The organism is Halomonas sp. 111 (genome assembly GCF_052379685.1).
In the GTDB taxonomy this organism is placed as follows: domain Bacteria; phylum Pseudomonadota; class Gammaproteobacteria; order Pseudomonadales; family Halomonadaceae; genus Vreelandella; species Vreelandella citrativorans.
Genome location: NZ_JBQSYV010000009.1, coordinates 99,005 through 119,242 on the forward strand (window position 1 = coordinate 99,005; position 20,238 = coordinate 119,242).

Below are 20,238 nucleotides of genomic sequence, written 5' to 3' on the forward strand. Positions count from 1 at the left end.
GAAGGGTATGGGGCTGTAAGGCCTGATATACAAACCCTGCTAGTGCCGGGCTTGTATATCGTCGTTATGCCAGATCGTTGGGTGAGGTTTGCTATTTGAGTGGACCGAAGGGCAGGTTCAGGTATCCATAGAAAGCAACACACAACCCAAGACCCGCCACCTTGGTCGCTGCGACCGCAAGGTTAAGGTAATAGAGGGTCAGCACCACAGACGTAGTTGCATGTTTAACTTCTCTACCTACCAGACCATTGAGCTCGCATTAAGCAGACCAACCATCAGTGCAATAGCACCGGAGAAGACACCGTAAGCGACGTGGTTATCCTTGATCCGGTCGGAGAGATTTACTCCCTTGACCTTGAGAGAAAGCTTCACACCGTAGAACGCACCGATTTGAACAACAAAGGCGACCACGCTCCAGAGGACAAAATCCAAGTAGCTGACGCTATGTGTCATCGCCACGAACAGAGGAATAGTAAAGCCAAGTCCAGCGCCACTGAATGCGATTGCCGCTGAGAGGTTACCCTCGCGGATAAGTTTCCATTCACTCTGGGGTGTTGCTTTGCTGTAGCAGGACAAGAACAAAAGTAGCATCACTAGTGCAGTAGCTAGGTAGTTGATGAACTCGCCAATGTTGGTAGTCAGAAAATTGAGAAGGTACTGGGTCATAACGCGCTCGCTAAGTGATTTGTAGGAGTGACTATTTTAGTCGTCGCACATTCGTATACCGGAGCGGTTATGAACCCCTTAAAGGACTTTCGAGCAGTATGGGGCGAATCTTTCGTGAGGACCAACCTTAGCGGACAGGCATCTGTGTTTCTGGGTGCTCAGGGTAGACTGGCTTATAGGTCATGGCGGTTCGGGTCATTATTAGCCGAGTGAAGGGCATATGGGCATCACGGCATACACTATCCAGTATCTGGTCTCGCCTAACTCTGTCTGGCAACTGGTGAGATTGATCATCGAGTTCCAGGGCGATAACAATCTTCTGGGTCTCGTCATCACAGATTACAAAGTCGAAGTGCCATTGACTGATTTGTCTGAAGAGTCCAATGAAGCTGGGTGTACCTTCAGCATAGCGTGTGGCATCCGGTAGAACGACATCGACGACCCGTACCTTGCTGTGTATCCGTAGACTGCCGTTTCCGTTGTACCCTGCGTTGATAGCTATCTCTTGGATACGTTCCTGCAAGTATCGGTAACAACGTTCTTCATGACGGGTCATTAAGGTGGGCACTCTTGTGTAGGCTTTACCCTTCCTCAACAGTTCCTGACTGCGCGTAAGGGAAGCTTGATCTTCCCTGTTTGGTTTGTACTTGCGGCGAGTGTTGATCCCTGGGAGCTGGACTAGTTTTAACCACCCGTCTTTCCCAAGCGCTTGTACGATGGCAGCTGCCCATAATGTATAGGCGGCTAGATCGCTGAGCTCGTAGAAGAACACCAGGGCCCCAAAGAGAATGTAGAGGTACCAGGGTAGGCGAAGGAATATACCGATCATCCAGTTAAGGCTTCTCTTACGGGTTCTGTATCGTGATGACATTGTGGGCTATCTACTTTGCTGAGGATTTGCTCATGACGGGAGTGCTACTTATTACCGATCACTGCGATGTACCAAGTATACGGAGAGGCCTCCTCCAGCCTCCAGCCAATGTCAGGTCGTTATGGGCATTAGATGAGGTCCACCTCAAATTTGTATGCAGACGAAAGTGTCGAACATGGCGGACACTTTGAGTGTCGCTGCACAGGAGTTTGTCATGGCGGAATTGGGTATCGGGTGTCGAACATGGCGGACACTTTGAGCCAATATGGACAGTTGTGTCTCAGGCTTTCACCACGAGTAGTTCGTTCCAACGGGTCGTAAATCGATTCGTACGCTTATGCAGGCTATCTACTGTCGGGTGATGGCTTTTTTCCCAACCCAAAGTAACAGTGCCCTTCCCCATGGTCCCATTTAGCTTGTCCAGTACGGACATTAGGTTTTCCCGTTTAGCGTCTTCGAGGGGGGCCAATGTCTCATCAAGGGTCATTTGTCGGTACTGTTTAGGTTCGAGGTGCATCAGCAGTATTCCAGCTTTTTGATAGGCATAGCCTCGCCGGTAGAGCCTACGCAGCCCTTCTTGTGCAGCCTTGTTTATGGTTAACGTATCGTCCGTAGGCTGGTTGAAAGGGATTAGAACGCGATTGCTATGCTGGGGTGATTGAACGTGCCGCGGGTTAGTCTGAATGAATACGATCACGGCGGAAGCAACACTCTCTTGGCGCCGTAGTTTTTCGCCAGCGCGTACCACATGACCGCGGACTGATTGCGCTATGTCACGTTTATTAGAGGTTGCTCGATTGAACGTTCGTGACAACATGACTTGATGGCGGGGCTGGTTCATATCTTCGAGCGTAATGGCACGATGCCCTCGTAGTTCCCAAACAATGCGTTCCACCACCACGCCAAGATGACGGCGTATGAGCTTGGGGTCGGCATCACGTAGTCCGAGCGCGGTAGTAATACCTAAGCGTTCCAGCTTCTCCGCTGTTCGCCTAGCGATGCCCCATATATCAGCGCAAGCCAGTGTGCTGAGGAGCCGTTGTGTTTCAACTGCCTCTGCTCGAAGCATACAAACGCCCTCCCGCCACGCTTGGTTCTTGGCAACACGAGTAGCAATCTTGGCCAGTACCTTGGTGGGGGCCAGCCCTACCGATACTCCAATCCCAGTCCACTTTCGTACGGTGTGACGAAGCTCTATCCCTCGATCGAGTAAGGTTTCGGTAGGGAATCCATCAAACGACAGAAAAGACTCGTCAATGGAATAACAGGTCAAGTCAGGAGTGAACATTTTTAGTACGTCGGTGACTCTTCGGGACATATCTCCGTACAGCTCAAGATTTACCGGGAGCATAATGGTTTGGCGTTTTATATGGGGAGGAAGTAAGTGACGCGGTGTGCCCATTTCAACGCCCAAGGCTTTCAGTTCCGGGCTACGCGCAATAATACAACCACCGGCTGAAGTACATATGCCTACCGGTTTACCTTGTAGCGATGGTGCAAAGGCCTGTTCAACGCTGTAATAGAAGTTGTCACAATCCACCAATGCAATCATTGCTGGGCCTTTGCACCAGGCAAGGCGTGGACTACGTGTGTGACGACGCCCCAACACTGAACGTCACCGTTATCCAACAGAATGGGAGGGTAAGAAGGGCTGCTTGAAACAAGGCGTGGTACGGGGAATTTCTCAAAGCATTTGACCGTCAGATCGCCATCAACACAGAAAATCGCAACGCGGCCATGACGAAGGTTCAAGCTTCGGTCCACAATCAGGAGGTCGCCATCACTAATGCCATAACCCTCCATCGAATCGCCTTCAGCATGAGCGAAGAACGTTGCAGCCGGCCTTCTAACGAGATGTTCGTTTAGATCAATAGGCTGCTCCAACCAGTCATCTGCGGGACTTGGAAAGCCGGCTCTAACGGAGCTTGTAAAAAGTGGACACGGCAAGGGGCCGTTCGCACAGGTTGCTTCACTAAAAGCGGTTACGTTGTTCATGGGTGACAATCTTCATATAGTGTATATGCGTACAGTATATACTCGTTGTCAGTCCCCGCAATGTTTCCCAGCCGTTAGGTGGGCATGCTTAATAAACGACATACCTGAGCCATTCTCCGCTCGTCGGCTTCTTCCCGTGTTTGTCGTACTAGATATGGAAGAACGGATTCAGCTGGTGCAGGTGAATGGGTAACTGAAGACTGGTTATCCCGCAAGTAGTTAATGTGCGATACCGACACATCATACTTTGTGGCCAAGCCCAGAAGGGACTCAGCTTTGTCTGGAACTACTACCTCGGACAGTTCTTCAATGGCCGATCCCGGAACGCTTTGACGCATAGCGATAAGCTCAAGCTTAATAAGCGTATCGCGGCGTTCGGGAGTTAGTTCAGAGGCGCGCAAGGGTACATTACCTGTACCTAGTGCGAATAAGGCAAACTCACCCAGATCGCCGGCATTGGCGGTCCTGAGCGAGGAAATACATTCGACAACTTCTTCGGTGTCATATTGGGAATTTAATGGAATGATTTCATGGGCTAGCTCTAAATCAGTAGCCATTTGAAATTTATGCCACAGTTGGATACGGGTTGTACTCATGCGTTCAGTTAGTACCTGAAAGCATCTCTCCGCCAAGAAGGAATATGGGTCCATAGCAAGTTCTCGCCTATTATAGTCCTTTTACGCAGCCGACCAAACATTAGGTATCGTTAGAAGTCGCTACACCTCCATTATCCACGTTTTTAAACGAATGGATACGCTTCCTACAATGTTTTATGCAGTTCCTGTCTTGGACGGAACGAGCAAACATCATTTGGAGGGGCAGAGAGAAGAGGTTATGTAACGACCAGCTACGCGGGCTGTGATCTTTTCTGAATCGAAAGGTTCAAAAAAACCGCCCTTAAAGAGGGCGGTTAATGGGCAATCAATGCTAACTAGGGAAGCTAGGACTCGTCTTGCATCATCCGACGCATAGTTTGTACGAAAGCATCTGCCGGCTGCGCTCCCCCGAGAAGTTGGGTATTGCCGGTTTGGTTGTCAACCACAATAGTTGCTGGAGTGCCGGTGATGCCACGATCAATATTGGCTTCTTTCTCGGCCTGGATTTCGGCAACATGGCGGCCACTAGAAATACAAGAATCAAATTCAGAGACATCGGCTCCAACATCAGCCGCCAGGCGGCGCGTGAATTGATTCCCCGTTCCACCATTGCCGGACTGTTCGAATATCGCGTCCAGATATACCCAGAACGCTTGATTACCTAGTTGCTCTCCGATGCATTCAGCTGCTTGTGCCTGAGCAACGGATCGCTGGCCCAGTACCGGATGGTGATGGTATTCCCACTGAACATTTCCCTTGCTCGCATCCACAATACCTTTTGGAGTCGAGTGGAAGCTCTTGCAATATCCGCATTGGGTATCAGCATACTGAACCAATGTGAATCTAGCTTCAGGACTACCATAAATCCATTGATCCCCGGAATAATCATTACTCGCTAATCTGTATGGATGGAACATCTGTTCACGACGATCTTGCGCCTCGCGCTCTTCCATTAGCTCTAGCGAGCGTTGAACAGAAGCGTCAAGGTCGCCTTGGTGCATGCCACCAGAGTTTTGAATTTCGTTGATAGATGAAGCCAGAGTGCTTATCGCGTCCTGTTGTTGGTTAAGCATGGAATAGGTCTTTATCCCGAGTATTCCAAGCCCACAGATACCCAGAGCTCCGGCTACGCTAGCGGCTAAGTAAATCTTTTTCATATCATTCCTTAAAGTGCGTTAATACCAAACATGGCAAGTGTTAAAAAGTGGATTAGAAGACTTCCCAGTGAAATAAGTAATACCCAGATGAGGCCTGAGGAGAGCTGTTTCATTACCAGACGGTAAGTATTTAAGGCCGAAAAAGCATTAATAGTCACTATTGACGCAGTAGGACCTAGATCCATAAATAACAGAGTCTGTATATGTACTACGATAAGCAAGAGTACAGTGAAAAGGTATGGCGACTCAGTCACACTAGGTGAATGGGACATCTAGGTGTTCCTTACCATAAGTTTTAAATCAGAAGGGAGGTGTTTAACTATCTGAAGCAGTATTGATTCATCGGTAAATGAGATACCACCTCGTGAAGCCTCTTGTAGCGCTAGCTCTGGATATGCCGTACCACCGTTCAACATTATCCAACCACTCTGGGAATATTCTACAGGAAGAGAGGTGCTAACAATCGTGCAATAGGGCTTCTCAGAAGATAGCTGTAATTCGAGATTGTGTATTTTAAGAACATCACCAACTAAGTCGATTTCGGTAGCAGACACACCATATAAGGGAATCAGCAAGAATCTTTTCTCTGAAATCATTAAAGGGTTATCCAAGGCGTCAGCAATCAGATTATTTGCCGGCGCAGATAACAGGTAACGCAGAAAAGTCACAATCACGGGTAACATCCATCTTCAAGAACACGGTGACTTTAGCACCAAATGAATGTACCCGGTAGCGTGGAAGATGCCCTTAAGGGAGTTATGGGCGACTATTGCTTAAATTTTACGGGTAGGTAACGGGTAACAGAAGGGGTAACACACCGAATATAACCAATAGATGATATAGGTGCTCCTAGAGAAATTTCAAGTTCGAGACTATACCTGGCGAGTTGCTCGACATCAGACCGAAGGACTTTAAGCTTACTCCGGGTTTTCGTATCCACAATAACTACTTCAAACGAACTGTTCTGGAAAAGCTGATCAGGTACATACGTTGAATCTCCAAAATTAGATTTAAAACGCTTCTCCGATGCTAGCAGATCACAGCGCAACAGCTTATCGGGAAGTTCGTTGATATATTCCATTTCAGCTTTTGTGAACAGATATTTTTTAAGAAACTGATCTATGGTATATCCGAAAAGCGCAATACAAAAAACTGTTACTAGGTATAGTACTACACCAGAGGGAGTGTTCACTATAGAGTTTTTGTAAGGATTAAATATATAAGCGATGAAAATTGGAATGCCTATTATGGCAATAGTTGATACGACATTACTATAAATACAGTAGCGTCGCCGTACTTGATTATGGTTGGTAATGACTAGGGAGTGAAAGCGATCATGCTCTGCTAATCCACGCTGCTTTGCAATTGGGTTTCCCATGGTATCCCTACTCTTTCAAAAGCCTGACCAGCAAGGCTTGTAATTTTATCTATTTCAGCTATGCACCTGCAAACAAGAGCATACCTTTCTCGTAGTAATGCATAATTGTTTTCGGTTTCATCAATTATCTCACGTTCCCATTGTTCAGCCTTATTAAATGCAGACGTCTTGTAACGCGGGTTGTTGCGAGCAGTTCCTTTTCGTATGTATGTAGCCTGGAACTTTCTACCTTCTGCCGGAGGCCTAGAGCCGGCTTTCATCCATTGGCATTGAAGCGACCCTTTGCTTGTTCTAATTCGAGTAATATATTTGAAACTACGATCACGCTTTTCATCGTCCAGGTTCTCCCAATGAAGATCGCAAATCATCTGTGCATGCTCCTGAATGCGCACAAGCTCTGATTCCAGCTCGGCCTTAACGCGCTCCAAAGAGACACAGGACAACCTAGCATGTACTTCCAGATCAACGGCCATTTTTTCCTCTTCTATCGGTGTGTGTACCAATTAATATCTATTGGAACACGCTCACATATTACAACTATTGGAACAGGGATTGGCAGTTTGCCTGGAAGCCCTGACCCAAGTATGGAACAACTGAATCAACTTGGCTTGCATGTTCCAATTGTCTGGCATACCAGTTCTGCACTATCGAAGACTGGATGCTACGTGGGTTATAGGACCTCAACTAATCACGTCTCGAAATAAACGCACCTAAAGAACCCGCGCCTTGTTCGGCAGCACTTTTAGGCTCCTTTTTAGGCGTTTTAGAAGTATCTTCTGGCTTGGCTGATTCTATAGTTGCTTGTCCCACACGTTCTTCCCTATTGTCTTTTACCGTATCAGGTATGCTGTCCAATTCAGCTCTAGGACTGGTACTTACACTACGTTCTACGTCTTCACCTTTATTTTCCGGCGTAGTAGACCTTTGTGCCTTACCAACGTCAGAAACAAGGCTATAGCGACGCCGATTATTTAAGTAGTCACTAAGAAGGCTCTTGATAGGGTTTTCTTTGTAGATAGCTAATCCAAAACTAATTACCCATAGGTCATGTATTCGTACAAGCTCATCAAAAATTTCTTCGTTGCTACCTAGCTCTTTTAGCGCTTGGTATAGAAAGCTATGCTGTTCTGAGTCAATCACCGCCTGAAGGGTATATGGCTTATCTACTAAAGAGGCCATACCGACTCTATCGAGAACGTCATTGATGTCTCTTTCGATTGGTCTGTAACCTAGGGCAATAAATCGAAGAATATTTTCTGCATTAGAGACCATAGCTTTTGGAAAGTTACGTGAACCACGGGACGACCATAGGAAAGAGAGCGAATTATTTTCCGGCTTAATTTTGCCACGCAAATGTAAAGTATCTGACATTATCTAAACCTCGCTGTGATTTAACGAGGGAGTTAAAACTCCCTCGCATGTTGTTTATTTGTCCTCTTGTTCACTTTCTTTTAATGCTTCGTATAAATAACCAAATACGTTGAGGTAAATACCATACACGCTCGTTAGCAACTTATTTGCGCCTGATTCTGCTAATGCAATTTCTTTGAAAATGTCAGCGCCACCCGCCGTAAGTATGCATAGTTGTGGTTCGACATTACTAGCTGTTAACGATGTGCGAAGTCTTTTAAATCCAGACTTTCCAACATTATCAGCAGCTTTCACGAAGAATGGTTTGATATTAATAATATCCCCATTAACGAAGACTTCCCAATCATCACTTCGAATACAACCCTCAACCTCATTAACAGCGATGTTGTACTTGGAGTTTTCTTCTAAAAGTAGTCGCTCTGTTTCACGACAGACTGCTCTTACACTATCGCCTGAAGAGCCCGCACTTTGATGGAGCACATGCGCCCCTTTCTTTATAACAACCCAATCAAATGTCCCGTATCCGAAATCACAGACAACAGTTATTGCTTTTTGGAGTAAGCCTCTTGTCTTTTCATCATCTACAGATAAATAATAACCATGAAATGATCCAAGAGGTTGTGGAACAACAATTACTTTTTTAACCTCTACCTCAGTATTGTCATCAATTTTATGAGTACCTTTGGCAAGCTTTACTATATCGTCAATGGCGTCATCGGTTTCATAGTACTCGCTGCAGGGCAATCCCATTACCAAACAGTCGATAACTGAAGTATTAAGACGTTTTAGGCCTGTCAATAGCAGTGCTTTCCATTCTGAAGTATGTTTGTAACCTTCAGAGTAATCCTTATTGATATTGGGAGTTAGGCCAAAATCAATGCCACCACGCCATTTCTCACCGTTTAGTGTTATTTCTTCACCACCGACATCTTCATTTAGTGAGTGCGGTAACGTCCTAGAGGGACATGCACCTGCTGGTAATAGGAATAGCTCTAATTCTGCATCGGATTCGTTGGGATTCACGATTTTGTTTCGTAATTCCGCAATGCTTTTAGCAGTCGTCTTTGAGCCTTTCAAATTATGATAGCCAATATCTAATGCTGCTATATTCATAGTCTTCGTCATGATGTTTACGCCTTCTCGTCGTCGTTTTTTTTCGGATACCCGTCCCTGGGTATGCCCTCAATTCTACCATTGCATCCCACGTTTGTGAACATTCATTCCTTGTAGATCATGATTAACCGAATACCCGTTACCTAAAATATCTTGTTGAAAGAGTCTTGTGGGAATAGCCGTTCACGGGCATGATTCACTGTGTAAATAGCTTTTCTTGTAGCTATCTGTGTTATTGGAAGACTCCTTCATCATTAACGCCTATCACTTGTGGCAAGGACTATTGGGAAAGGGTGTTCACCGATATGGCAGATGGAATAGCTATACATTCGTGTTGGCAAGCTCGGTGACCATGACTTCTGTAGAGAGCTAGGTGATCTAGTGTACGTTTAGGCAGGCAAAAAAAAGCCCGTTCATAAAACGGGCCGAAACGAGGGACGGATTCAGGAGGCTATTGACTGACACTCTAAGACACGTTCAGCGCTTTCACGATTGATACAGAAAGGGCACCGGTAACTCGTCTCCTGTGAGAAAGAAACGAAGAAACTCACTTCACAGCTATGACAGGTTTCAAATTCAGCTTCAGCTGATCGAAGATCGACAGCTAAGGTGTAACAATCATTGATATTAGCTATTTCAGTCAGTGGGGATATTTCCTTTTTGATCTCCAGGTAGGTGTCGAAGGCTTGGGTCAGGGCATTTAGGTTGACCCTTTGAAAGATCTCGTCATACCCATACCGACGGTAGGCTAGCATGATGATACTGAAATCTTGACGATGGCAAATCTTCTTAATGATTGACTGTGCTTGCCGTGTACCCCTAGGGGTAGCAGGGAGGATAGCACCTTCCTCCTTAAGGCTTGAGCGAACCTTATTGAGTGTTTTCATCGTTAAGCCAGTCTCTAGCTCTACAATCTTATTAACAAATCCCCTCAGTACCATTGCCCTGGCCAGATTGATTCTTTCTATGGTCTCAACTCCGAGCTGCATATTCCCCCCGTTTCCTATGGTTATGTAAGAGCCGCCGCGGCACGCTTCATTAAGGCAGTGGATGTCGATGCGTGCTGTACTTCATGAATAATGCTGGCTGTACCGCGCAACATGAAGTCTGTGTCTAAGTAAGCGCAGATGTCATGAACGGAGAAGGGCGAGAGCCCTGCCATAAGTCGCGAGGTCTCAATTGATAAACCGAACCTCGCAGAAGCCAATTCAGGAGAGTAGTGAGCTGAGCGGGCTACCAGCTCCCAGTATATTCGCTCGATAAAGTTAGAGCTGTTTTCAGTTGTCGCCGATAGATCGCCGCTAGCGGTGGCAATAATTAATTCGAGATCGGAATTAGAGAAAACTGGAATGAATGAACAAAAAACCCCTGAAGCCAGTTGTTCACACTGCCGGGGCGATAGTTCCGTAATGGCGTCAACAGCTCGTTCATCAATCCCAAAGGCATCTGAAGCCACGTCCGGCTTCTGAGAGGCCACCTGATGGAGTAGCCGCCATACATTAAGATCCCATTTATAAAGCGACTCAGAGAAGTGGGGTATAGCAATAGCCATGTCTGCTAATTCACCTATCGAAGCGCGGCGCGCAGGTTATTATAAATAGCTAATATTCGAGCGCCGTAGGACCTGGCGCGTACCTCATCTGCCCAATGATGGTATCTCCCTATGCCAAGCTCTAGGTCACCTGGGGCGGAATCGATTGTTTCTCTCAAAATCTCAGCGCCAACTCGGAGGTTAATGACGGGGTCCAGTAGGTCGATAAGATTCTCTACCCGGTGTCCATGGTAGTACGAGTTAACTTGAAGGAAGCCTATGTCGATAGAGGAATATTTGGCAAGGTAACTCGTTAACTGGGCAGTAGCCGTATCCAAGTCGTCGGTGTAATACCCAGGAAGACTGGCAACCCGAAGTGTGTAAGGGTTTGGCTGAACGTCACCCTTTTTCTCCGCTATCCATGATGATTCAGCCAAAGCTACTGAGTAGAGAAGGAGTGGGTCGAGATCTACAGCAATGGCGGGGGCTGTATAAATGGTTCCGTTTAAGGGGCCAGAAGCCCCGTAATGGCCATTCTGTGAGGCATGACCCGCAATAGGACTGAGCGTTAGTAGGGTAGAAACCCCTAACGAGAGAATGATTTTTTTCATATATTTCCTAAGGGCTGTTAGCTGACAGCGACAGTTTCGGCAATTATCGACTCCTTATTCTTTTCATCAATAGCCGTTTTGTAACTTGATGTTACAAACAGGAGCTAACGAGATCAGAAATTTCTATTTTTTTTTATATTTCTAGCCCAGCTGTATAATGGATGTATCAAATACAAAGGATGAGAACATGAAAAGTCAGTTTTCAATCACGTATCTTCTATCGGCGTCCTTGATAATACTGAGCGGCATTCTAGGCTTTGTTCAACTGGGGCTGCTCGATATCCCTGGTAGAACAGCTCATAACGTTTACCTGGTTTGTTGGGCACTTTCAGCAAACATGCTTATTACCAACCTTATCAAGCGTTCTAGGCTGGCAGTAATTACCTTGATTTGTGGGTGGCTAGGGGCGACAGTTTATATGCTTACTAGTGGGGGATCTGAGGGTAGCTATGGAATGACCATTGTTTTTGGCCTGCTACTCATTTCAAGTTTTACCATGCTGAATTTCGATAATATTCATATTAGTGCTGCCGGGGGAAGCTATAGACGTGATAAGGATGACATTACCTTAAAAAACTCGTGGCCGCGAAGCAGTCATAAAACATCAGAAACAAAAGGTAGGGATACTACTTACGACGATGCTCATCGTATACTCCCCGGTGATACCTTCCGGTTTGAAGAGGGGCCGCGATGGCAGCGTACGTATGGTGAATGGTAACCGCAACTCATCCTGCAATCGTAAAAAAGGCAACCCGTAGGTTGCCTTTTTCTTTATGAGAGATTCTCTGGTTTCGAGGGAGCTCTCCGTTTTGGGGCTTTGTCAGATTCTACGCTCGATTCATGGGGATTCCCTTTCGGCTTAGCAGGTGGAGGTTGAGAGTCTTGTGCAAAAGGATCATCCCCGTAGGTAGGTTCTGTCGAAGCCATAAGGGGAGCGTTCGTTAGAGGAGACGATTCATCCGGTTTCGTAAGTGGTCCAGATATTGGGGCTGTGGTTTCAACCGAGCTCATAAACCCACCTGACGGAGGGACAGTTAGTGGTTCTGGAGCAGAACTAGCCCTATCGGGAGCCTGATGCTCCGAGGATGGAGGCACTGCCAATGGGGCAGGGGGTATAGACCCTTGAGTAGGTGCCCTATCGGGTGCCTGGTGATCCGAGGGAGGAGGCACTTCCAATGGGACAGGGGGCATAGACCCGTGAGTAGGTGCATCGTTGTTCGATTGAGGTATAGGCTCGTTAGTAGTTCTGGGTTCAGCTACACCTGAATGAGAGTTCGGCACTTGGTAATTAAGGTTACGGTATTCAGCGGGGCCGGCGCCTTCAACTTCACGTTCGCCAGTGTCCATCCGAACAGCATTATCGTAATAGTTCTGTGTATGGGCGAGGCCAATGTCCGGGCCATTGGGGTTTATAGCGGTATCAATCGCTATTGCTTCCATATTGTGAACGCGCTGAGTGATATCTGCAGGTGAGCTGTCGGGTTCAATCTGTCTCACCTCCTCGGCTAACTCTTCACGGTGCTGATTCATATAGAAATCACGCTCACTCCCCTCCTGCATGTATGATGCAGCCATGATGCCGACCATTGGAGCTGGTGCGTCGGGGTTCTCATTTGCAAAACGTTCGAAATTGGCCTGGTAAATTTTTTCACCAGAAGGAGGCTCGAAAGCTGCTCCATATGTTCCAGTCGACGATGAACCATGCTGCAGGTGATTTCGATTCGAAAGAATGTCACTTACAGCTTGTCGAACTCCAGGTTCAGCGGTATTTAGGTGCTCTGTGTCTCCAGTTTCAAGCCGCAGAATTGCCTCTGCGACCTCGGGATTCGCATCTTGTGGCCCGCCACCGAACATGGACCAACCGGAGTAATCGCCTAAAACATCAGACATGGTCATTTCATTGTTGTCGATGGCGTCAACATAGGCTTGTCGTTGTTCAGGAGTTAAATCTCTGGCCATCCATAGATCGGCTTGGTAGTCCTGCTCATCAACAGGAAATGCTTTCCCGGTAAACGAATTAAGCATATTGTTTGCCGCACTAGGTTCCCCTTGAGTAAGTTCTTGTCCAATATTGTTTATATTCTGACCAGCCTGGTCACGTGCAGCACGAGCTGTATCAGAAACAGCCTTTTGGTCTGCAGCAGTAACATTACCTTGTTGAGTAGAATGATGGCTTCCTAATTCCGCTGAAGGGGGAGCGGATGCAAACGCAGCCACCTGTCCTCTATCTGCATCAATACCCCGTTGTGATCCAGCTTGCAATTCACTAAAGCTGCGCTCGCCATTTTGGCCTGCGGGAGCAGGAGGAGTTATCCGGCTACCAACTTCGGAGGTTAATTCACCGTTGATCTGAGGCGCTTGTTCAGCCAACTCAGCGTTCTGGTGCGGATTGTAAGAAGAGGCTTCTGCGTCAAAATAGCTTTTACCGACGGCCTTACCGACAATTTCCATAACTTGGGAGGTACTACGCAGATAGTCGTCGTCATTAGAAAAGTTATTTCGGTTCGACATTACTTCTAACCGGGCGATTTGCTCTGCCTGTTCCTCTTCGAAATTGAGGCTTTCCGTCAGCTCGCTAACACGATTAGTAACAGCCTCTTTTTGATCAGAACTGAACCATTGAGAGGACTCCTCAAGCATAGCTCTAGCTTCTCGTCGACCTTCTGTGCGGGTGTCGGTAAGGTTATTACCCAACGTTGCCAGAGAGAAGTTATCGTTAACGCTAAATCCTTGAGATAGAGAGCTTACTTTGGCATACGTTTCTGTAGTTTGGGTAAGTTCCGAGGCTGCCTGGCTTAGGTCTTCGCTATTAGAAACTCCCCAACCAGAGCGTATTTCATCGGAGCTGCGAGACTGTATATCTTCAGCCAGCGAGTTACGCATTTCCGCAACGTTAGAGGAAGAAATGCCATTACTCTGCAAAAACGACTGCGCTTGAGCTTCACTCATTTCGAAGGTTTTAGTATTCCCTTCGGCAGAGGATGATTTCACCTCACCACCAAACTGACCTCCCAATGAGGCGCCTTTGCCAGCCCTGAGTGAAAGCCCACCACCACCCATCAACTGGGCCTGAATACTCTCAGCGGCAGATACCTGTTCTGAGCCACTGTAACCCAGGTTCGAAGCCAACTGCATGGACGCTGAGGACATAGCCGAAGATCCAGATGCGCCTGAGCTGGCCACCGAAGCTGCTATACCATGGTTGAAACTTTGTGCTGAAGACGTACCTGCAGTGCTCTGAATAGCTGACCGAAGACTTTTTTGGAAAGACTGCGAAGCACTTTGCATGTTCTGTTCAGATGAACTTACTGCCTGTTGGGCTTGCGTCCCCATGGCTAAAGAACCTATGGCTTGCTCTGCACCAAACCCGCGTTGACCCATGGTAGGGTCATTAACGTTTTGAGGCATATTTTTCAGCACTTCACTATTGGCTGCGCTATCTGGAGTCGCCATCTTCTCGTTAAGATGTTCGCCACCTTGCATCCTGCCTGCCAGAGAAGTTAATGCATAGGTCGATCCAGTCACAAGCACCAGGGTAAGAATGGGGGTAGCGGCCGCTAGCATGCCGCCTGTGCCAATCCAGTTTTCAAGAATGTCACTGGAACGTGAGAGGGCATAGAAAGAGTTAATACCCCCGGCATTCATCGTGTAAGACGCAAGCTCCCTTGTTGCTCCCATGTGAATAAACAGGTTTATGATCGCGAGAACTGGCATCCAAAGCTGCGTCCATAGCAATATCTGGCCGTACTTAGAGGCCAGCTGAATACCAAAGCCTCCAAGAACGATGAGAAAGCCCATAAAGGGTGTAATAGCGTAAACGAACCCCTCAATGAACGTCAGCATGGGCCGGACAATTGACATGAACATCGAAGCTTCAGCAGCCCATTGTGTGTTTCGCTGTTGGATAGCCTGATTAACCATCATGGAGCTAGTGAAGTCACGAAAATCGCTGTACTTACCAGAAACAGCCTCGTGGTAGACCGGTTCAATGATAGACAACTTGACGAAGTCTTGAGCATGGGTCATCCCCATACCAAGGGCATGGGTCGCATCGCTAATGTTTGCCATGACATTAGTCGGTAGACCATTCGCTTTAGTGACCGCGGCAATAGCGTCTTGGACGCCCGGTAAGGTTACCTGGTTGAGCATGCCACTCAGAAGGTTGAATGCTTCGGAACAGTTGACGTGCATCCCGCCCGGAGTACCGTCGAAAATCTGAGTACCAAACACGGGGCTATCAAACCGTAGCTCTTGAATCGTGTTGCCGGTAAAGAGTCTGTCCGCCGATACTTCGCCACGGTCCATCTTAACCAGCGTGCACTCCTTAATGTAATTGTCCAGGCTGGCCCGTAAGTCCGCTGCAGGTCCAATAGCATCATTCATCGCTTTAAACACAGCCGCATCGGAGGCGCTTTTACGTACTTCGTTGAGTAGTTTGAGGCTGTCCGCGAAGTAGGTCGAAGTAACGCTTGGCGTAATGACCCCGTAGCCGGTTTCAAACAAGACGGTGATGTGGTAACCGACGTTTGAGATAATACTCCCGGCGCCAGCAATTCCCAGCGGTACGTTGGCAACAATACGAGCCTCTCCCGTGTACGCATCCTCAATCATGAGATCAGCGCTTGGCCCGAAAAAGCATGCGTAAATGATCCAGCACACCAGGATCTGCTGGAAGGGTATGGTTTGCCCCCCTCTAAAGAGAGATTGGAAGGCTATAAGCAGAAATCCTAAAAGGAGTCCCGACTTCACCATGCCCGAAAAGCTGCCGGTACCAGTAACCATTGAGACTGCTATTAAGATTTGTTCCAGAAAGGCAGAGTCACCAATTGAGTAAATTGTATACATTAGTTTGCCCTGCTGGCTGACATGTCTTGGAGCATGTAGCGATTCAAACTGATGCTCTCAAGGGTGTTCTGGTAGTCCCCGATAATGTTGCTAAGGTCTGGGTAGAGCATTGACAAAGAGGTCAGCTGCGTATCAAGAGTTGCCCGCGCATTCATCAGATTTTGGTTTACTTGTGGAGCCCAAGGGTTATTGCTATTGCTGACGGTTTGTATGGATGAATGGATCATGCCGGAGGCCAGCTCGTAGGCCATAATTAATGCCACAGAATTAAATGAGCGATTTACAAAAAAGGTCGCGGCTCCAGGATTGACGACCACCAAGTTTCGAAGCATCGATCCGATACTTTGGGGTAGAGAAGCCATGAACGCCTGTTCCTGCTCAGTCAACGGGACAGTGTTGGCAGCCATCTTTGGCAGTATGCCAGGAGAAGCAGGCATACCGCCCGATCCATCATGACCCAACAGCATTCTTCTAAATAGCTCTGCTAGGCCTATAAAGTTGCTGATGGTCTTGGTGTCACCGCCACTGATATTGCACTCTTCTGGATCTGATGAGCAGTCGTAGACGGTTATATCGCCAGCCTCCATAAGATCTTCAAGGTTTAGCAGGTTGCCGGCTAAGATAGAGATCGCTTGCTCTCCATCGGCATCATACTCACCAATAATCGTTGAACCACTGATCGACATAATGGCTTCCAGTAATGCCAAATCTCCACCAGGGAACCAAGAGTGAACGGCATTCCGGCGCAACTCTTTCCAGACCACATTACCACGCAGCTCAGCTCGCCGGCCTGAGCCGGTGTTATCCAGGGCCTGGCCGGTACTTTGTCCTGTGCGTTCTGAAAAGCTATCGAAGAAGCCGTCTACGAGACCGGCATTTGTTGCTTCGGTCATACCCTGAACATGCTCAGAAAACTGTAGGGCGTTGATCGTGTCATTGACCACCCCTTGCCCAGCCTCACAGGAGTTGAGCATCGCCCCGTTCATGGCCCTAACAACCTTTTGGAAGTTCTCCATCCATTTGGCGCCCATCGGGAATACGGTATCTAGCGCCAGCTGAAATGCATAACCCTGTGCATTTGCCGCAATTGAGCGTAAGAGCTGGACCATCTGGTCAGAGTTGATAAACGAGAATGATCCCATGTGCATATCGACCCCCCCGCAACCTGCAGCCCAAGAGGGGGGAGTTACTCTGACTAGGTTCTCGGTCATGATGCGGCTTTTGGCGGTAATACGGCCGCCAGAAATAACCCCACGACGCTGGGTGTTCCAAACGCCAGGAGGCGTCGAATGGGTCATGCCACTAAAGATTCGATCCATTTGAGTTTGTAGACCGCTCGCCTGCGCACCCGTGCAGGGTACGATCAGTACAGTGGCGAAGGTAACAGCCAAGGCGGTTTTACGCAGTGCGAACCTGATCGGTTTAAGGCTCATTTTAGTATTTCTCCGGGGCGGATCGTTCTGACGACTGACGTAAGGCGTCAATCACATCCGAGGGCTCTATAAATCCAGTGGGGTCATCTGCTGGTGCTTGAAGATTTAGAGAACGATTGGTCAAGTTCAGGTGTAGGTTGTTGACAGTCCGCGTGCGGTTGTAATCGTCCTGACTCACCAGTCCCATTTGCATAGCGCCTAGTACTATCCGCTCGCGTAGATCGGTCAGCGATACGGCTCCTTGTGCTAAGGGAATAAATTCTGCATCGGGGGATACAAGGTAGATAGCGGGAAGTGATTGCACCCCAAGTCGCTCTGCATGACCTTCATCTACCCGCATACTCGGGAAGGGGTTGCCAGGAAGGTCGGTACCATCCAGCGATATTGGGGTCATTTCAAACTGTCCGTCTAAATGCTTCAGTACGGGCGCCATTGTCTGACAAAGCTGACATTGACCCGTGTAGAAAACGAAAAGACCGGCCTGAGTGGATATATCTTGGAGTATGACATTACGGTTCTGACCTGCGATACGGTCCAAGTCTTGTGCCGCCGACGTCGAGAACGGGCGCCGACTGGACTCATCGAGCATGGCGTTACCCATGGTCACTTGCTGAGCGACTTCAGCGAATTCCCCGCTCCGGTCCATGGCATAGCGTTGGAGATAAAAGAAGGCCTGGACGTTTTCAGGAGAGGGATCGTCCCATGCACGGTCCATATACTTCGGTAGGTTCTCTCTCATCCATTCGGCAGATAGCGCTTGCGGTGGAGGCGCCGAAGGAGGTTCCGGGGGCAGCGCTGGTGCTGGTTTTTGTTCAGGGGGAGGAGTAGCCGTGACCGTTGGTTGAGGGTCGAGTGGCTCATCAGGCTCTATGACCTTCTCCTCAAGCTCGTTGTAGAAAAACCATCCCTCCGATTTACGATCGGTAAAGTTTGTTTCTTCAGCTGTGCCGTTACCAGAAATCAGTAAGAGAGCAAGAGCCAATCCCACCATGGACATCGGCTTGACGTATGTTTGAGCTAGCATGTAATTTCCGCGCGGAATTTGCAGTTCTCCACATGCTAGAGTAGGAGGAGCCAAAGCAAGGGGTCGCTAACGAGCCCTTAAGGGACTCATTAGGTCCGCCATGGAAAAAAGAAAGCGTCCGCCATGTTCGACACTTTTAGTTATACCGGTGGGAAGTTGAGTTAAGTGGCGACAGGGATCGAATGGGGTGTTTCTAATTGGAATTGGCTGACACGCTTTATGACATCGAGCGCACTATCGTTAAGTACCAACATTTTGGCAGCGCGGGTGACTGCCACGTACATCAGATTTATTTCCTGCTCCAGTTCGGCGTCTGTGTACGGTTGATCCTCATCGAATAAGTCTGGGAAGTCATCAGTCAGGTAAACGGTATCAAACTCCAACCCCTTTGATTTGTGTACGGTGCCCACCATGATATCGCACAGTTCAGGGGCGGTGACTTGCTGCCGTAGATCGGCGAGCATGGCCGGGAGGAAGGGGTAGTCGCTAATGATGCGACATGTACGAAGCATTTCATTATCACGTGTGTCTTCGGCGAAGGCTTCGTACTGCTGGTAGGTTGGAAACTCCCGAAGCAGTCGGGTGCCCTTAAGTTTATCCATTTGTCGCATGAACAAGTAATGCACCTGCTCAATGTAGTCAAAGCCATAGGACTCAAACCCGCCAACGAACCCTACCTTTTTTCCTTTCGCTGAGAAGTATAGGGCCACAGCTAAAACAGTGGCCACTTTACGGCTCAACAGGCATACCTGGCCTTGGTGCTTAGCCCAAGAGAACTCTTTATGGGAGATCGCCTGATCTTCCCCACCTAGCCCCTTAACCCTGCGCTGTTCACCACGAAGTAGCAGAAAGGAATTGGCCACAGTGGCCACCGCACTTCCAAACCTGAAAGACTCGGTCAGGGTGAGTTGCGTTGATTCGGCAAGCGCCGGAGAGGACAGGGCGTCTACAGCATCCCGAAAAAGGTAAATGGACTGCGCAGGATCGCCAATTATGATGACCTGACAGCGCTGGCGCGCCAGAACACTAATCGTAGAAGGAGGGGAATCCTGGCCTTCATCGTAGAGTATGCCGTCATAGGTGCTGGACAGATCCGGGGATGATAGTTCGAAGAGCTTTGAACAGGCGTTGTGGTGAATCGAGGTAGGGTGATCTACATCGATCATCTGAGCCCACAAGCCCAGGGCCCCGGCGACTACCTCACGCATATAGTGTTGACTCACTCGTTTCGCGCTTGTCCGGAAGTGTTCCAAACCCAGTACGCCATCATCGCTGTTACAGAAACAGTCAATGGTATTGACGACATCCCGAGCTTCTATGGCATTGCGAAGGCCCAGCGCTCCCACTACTTCGGTCAAGCGTAGAGAAGACACCAGCTTACCTCGATAACGGATTCCCACCTGTTGATAGCAAAGCTGATTGTAGGTCATGCAGTCTACGTTTGAGGGGAATTTCTGGACCGCCTCATCGCGCACTGACCGGTTGAAGGCCAGATAAAGATAACGTTTATCGGGATTGGCAAGCGCATATTGGACCATGGTAAAGGTCTTGCCGGTACCCGCGAAGGCCTTAACTATCAAGCGATGACCTTTGAAATCAATGATGGCCTTTTGCTCGTTCGTAAACGTTATGGAATTCACGGGATAG

The 20,238-nt window shown here is 48.2% G+C and carries 17 protein-coding genes; 1 reads left to right on the forward strand and 16 read right to left on the reverse strand.

The genetic code is table 11. The features are described from left to right. Positions 1–237: 237 nt before the first annotated feature. The 12 genes from ACT3T7_RS08710 to ACT3T7_RS08765 form a co-directional block, all read right to left on the reverse strand. A complete protein-coding gene (locus ACT3T7_RS08710) occupies positions 238–666 on the reverse strand; it encodes a DUF350 domain-containing protein (protein WP_444630740.1) in 429 nt (142 codons plus the stop codon). Positions 667–793: 127 nt separating this feature from the next. Next, positions 794–1,537, reverse strand: a complete 744-nt coding sequence (locus ACT3T7_RS08715) for a DUF2726 domain-containing protein (RefSeq protein ID WP_444630741.1) — start codon at positions 1,535–1,537, stop codon at positions 794–796. Positions 1,538–1,817: 280 nt separating this feature from the next. Next, positions 1,818–3,089 (reverse strand): Y-family DNA polymerase, encoded by a 1,272-nt coding sequence (locus tag ACT3T7_RS08720; RefSeq protein WP_444630742.1) that lies wholly within the window; start codon positions 3,087–3,089, stop codon positions 1,818–1,820. Continuing rightward, the gene (gene umuD, locus ACT3T7_RS08725) at positions 3,086–3,532 is read right to left on the reverse strand and encodes a translesion error-prone DNA polymerase V autoproteolytic subunit (RefSeq protein WP_444630743.1); all 447 of its coding nucleotides are present in this window, start codon (positions 3,530–3,532) and stop codon (positions 3,086–3,088) included. The genes ACT3T7_RS08720 and umuD overlap by 4 nt, the downstream gene beginning before the upstream one ends. Before the next feature lie 74 nt (positions 3,533–3,606). After that, the gene (locus ACT3T7_RS08730) at positions 3,607–4,128 is read right to left on the reverse strand and encodes a hypothetical protein (protein ID WP_444630744.1); all 522 of its coding nucleotides are present in this window, start codon (positions 4,126–4,128) and stop codon (positions 3,607–3,609) included. 344 nt (positions 4,129–4,472) lie between these two features. Further along, positions 4,473–5,285 (reverse strand): DsbA family protein, encoded by an 813-nt coding sequence (locus ACT3T7_RS08735; RefSeq protein WP_444630745.1) that lies wholly within the window; start codon positions 5,283–5,285, stop codon positions 4,473–4,475. 272 nt (positions 5,286–5,557) lie between these two features. After that, positions 5,558–5,959, reverse strand: coding sequence for a hypothetical protein (locus ACT3T7_RS08740; protein WP_444630746.1), 402 nt, complete (start codon positions 5,957–5,959; stop codon positions 5,558–5,560). 92 nt (positions 5,960–6,051) lie between these two features. After that, a complete protein-coding gene (locus tag ACT3T7_RS08745) occupies positions 6,052–6,663 on the reverse strand; it encodes a hypothetical protein (RefSeq protein WP_444630747.1) in 612 nt (203 codons plus the stop codon). Next, the gene (gene mobI / locus ACT3T7_RS08750) at positions 6,630–7,136 is read right to left on the reverse strand and encodes a conjugative transfer protein MobI(A/C) (RefSeq protein ID WP_444630748.1); all 507 of its coding nucleotides are present in this window, start codon (positions 7,134–7,136) and stop codon (positions 6,630–6,632) included. The genes ACT3T7_RS08745 and mobI overlap by 34 nt, the downstream gene beginning before the upstream one ends. A gap of 211 nt (positions 7,137–7,347) precedes the next feature. After that, positions 7,348–8,034 carry a hypothetical protein gene (locus ACT3T7_RS08755; protein ID WP_444630749.1) on the reverse strand — a complete coding sequence of 229 codons (687 nt, stop codon included), beginning with the start codon at positions 8,032–8,034 and terminating at the stop codon, positions 7,348–7,350. A 54-nt stretch (positions 8,035–8,088) separates the two neighbouring features. Then, the gene (locus tag ACT3T7_RS08760; protein ID WP_444630750.1) at positions 8,089–9,159 is read right to left on the reverse strand and encodes a ParM/StbA family protein; all 1,071 of its coding nucleotides are present in this window, start codon (positions 9,157–9,159) and stop codon (positions 8,089–8,091) included. A 997-nt stretch (positions 9,160–10,156) separates the two neighbouring features. Next, positions 10,157–10,699 (reverse strand): hypothetical protein, encoded by a 543-nt coding sequence (locus ACT3T7_RS08765; RefSeq protein WP_444630751.1) that lies wholly within the window; start codon positions 10,697–10,699, stop codon positions 10,157–10,159. Positions 10,700–11,476: 777 nt separating this feature from the next. Between ACT3T7_RS08765 and ACT3T7_RS08770 the strand changes: the two genes are divergently transcribed. Then, entirely contained in the window at positions 11,477–12,007 is a 531-nt protein-coding gene (locus ACT3T7_RS08770) for a hypothetical protein (protein WP_444630752.1), read from the forward strand. A 53-nt stretch (positions 12,008–12,060) separates the two neighbouring features. On the opposite strand, the gene ACT3T7_RS08775 is transcribed toward ACT3T7_RS08770, so the two are convergent. The 4 genes from ACT3T7_RS08775 to ACT3T7_RS08790 all read right to left on the reverse strand — a co-directional run bounded on the left by ACT3T7_RS08775 (position 12,061) and on the right by ACT3T7_RS08790 (position 20,231). Further along, positions 12,061–16,134, reverse strand: a complete 4,074-nt coding sequence (locus tag ACT3T7_RS08775; RefSeq protein ID WP_444630753.1) for a conjugal transfer protein TraG N-terminal domain-containing protein — start codon at positions 16,132–16,134, stop codon at positions 12,061–12,063. Continuing rightward, positions 16,134–17,567, reverse strand: coding sequence for a conjugal transfer protein TraH (locus tag ACT3T7_RS08780; protein WP_444630754.1), 1,434 nt, complete (start codon positions 17,565–17,567; stop codon positions 16,134–16,136). The genes ACT3T7_RS08775 and ACT3T7_RS08780 overlap by 1 nt, the downstream gene beginning before the upstream one ends. Position 17,568: 1 nt before the next feature. Then, positions 17,569–18,591, reverse strand: a complete 1,023-nt coding sequence (gene traF, locus ACT3T7_RS08785; protein WP_444630755.1) for a conjugal transfer protein TraF — start codon at positions 18,589–18,591, stop codon at positions 17,569–17,571. 161 nt (positions 18,592–18,752) lie between these two features. After that, complete coding sequence (locus ACT3T7_RS08790; protein WP_444630756.1) at positions 18,753–20,231, reverse strand: 3'-5' exonuclease; 1,479 nt, start codon at positions 20,229–20,231, stop codon at positions 18,753–18,755. Positions 20,232–20,238 lie beyond the last annotated feature (7 nt).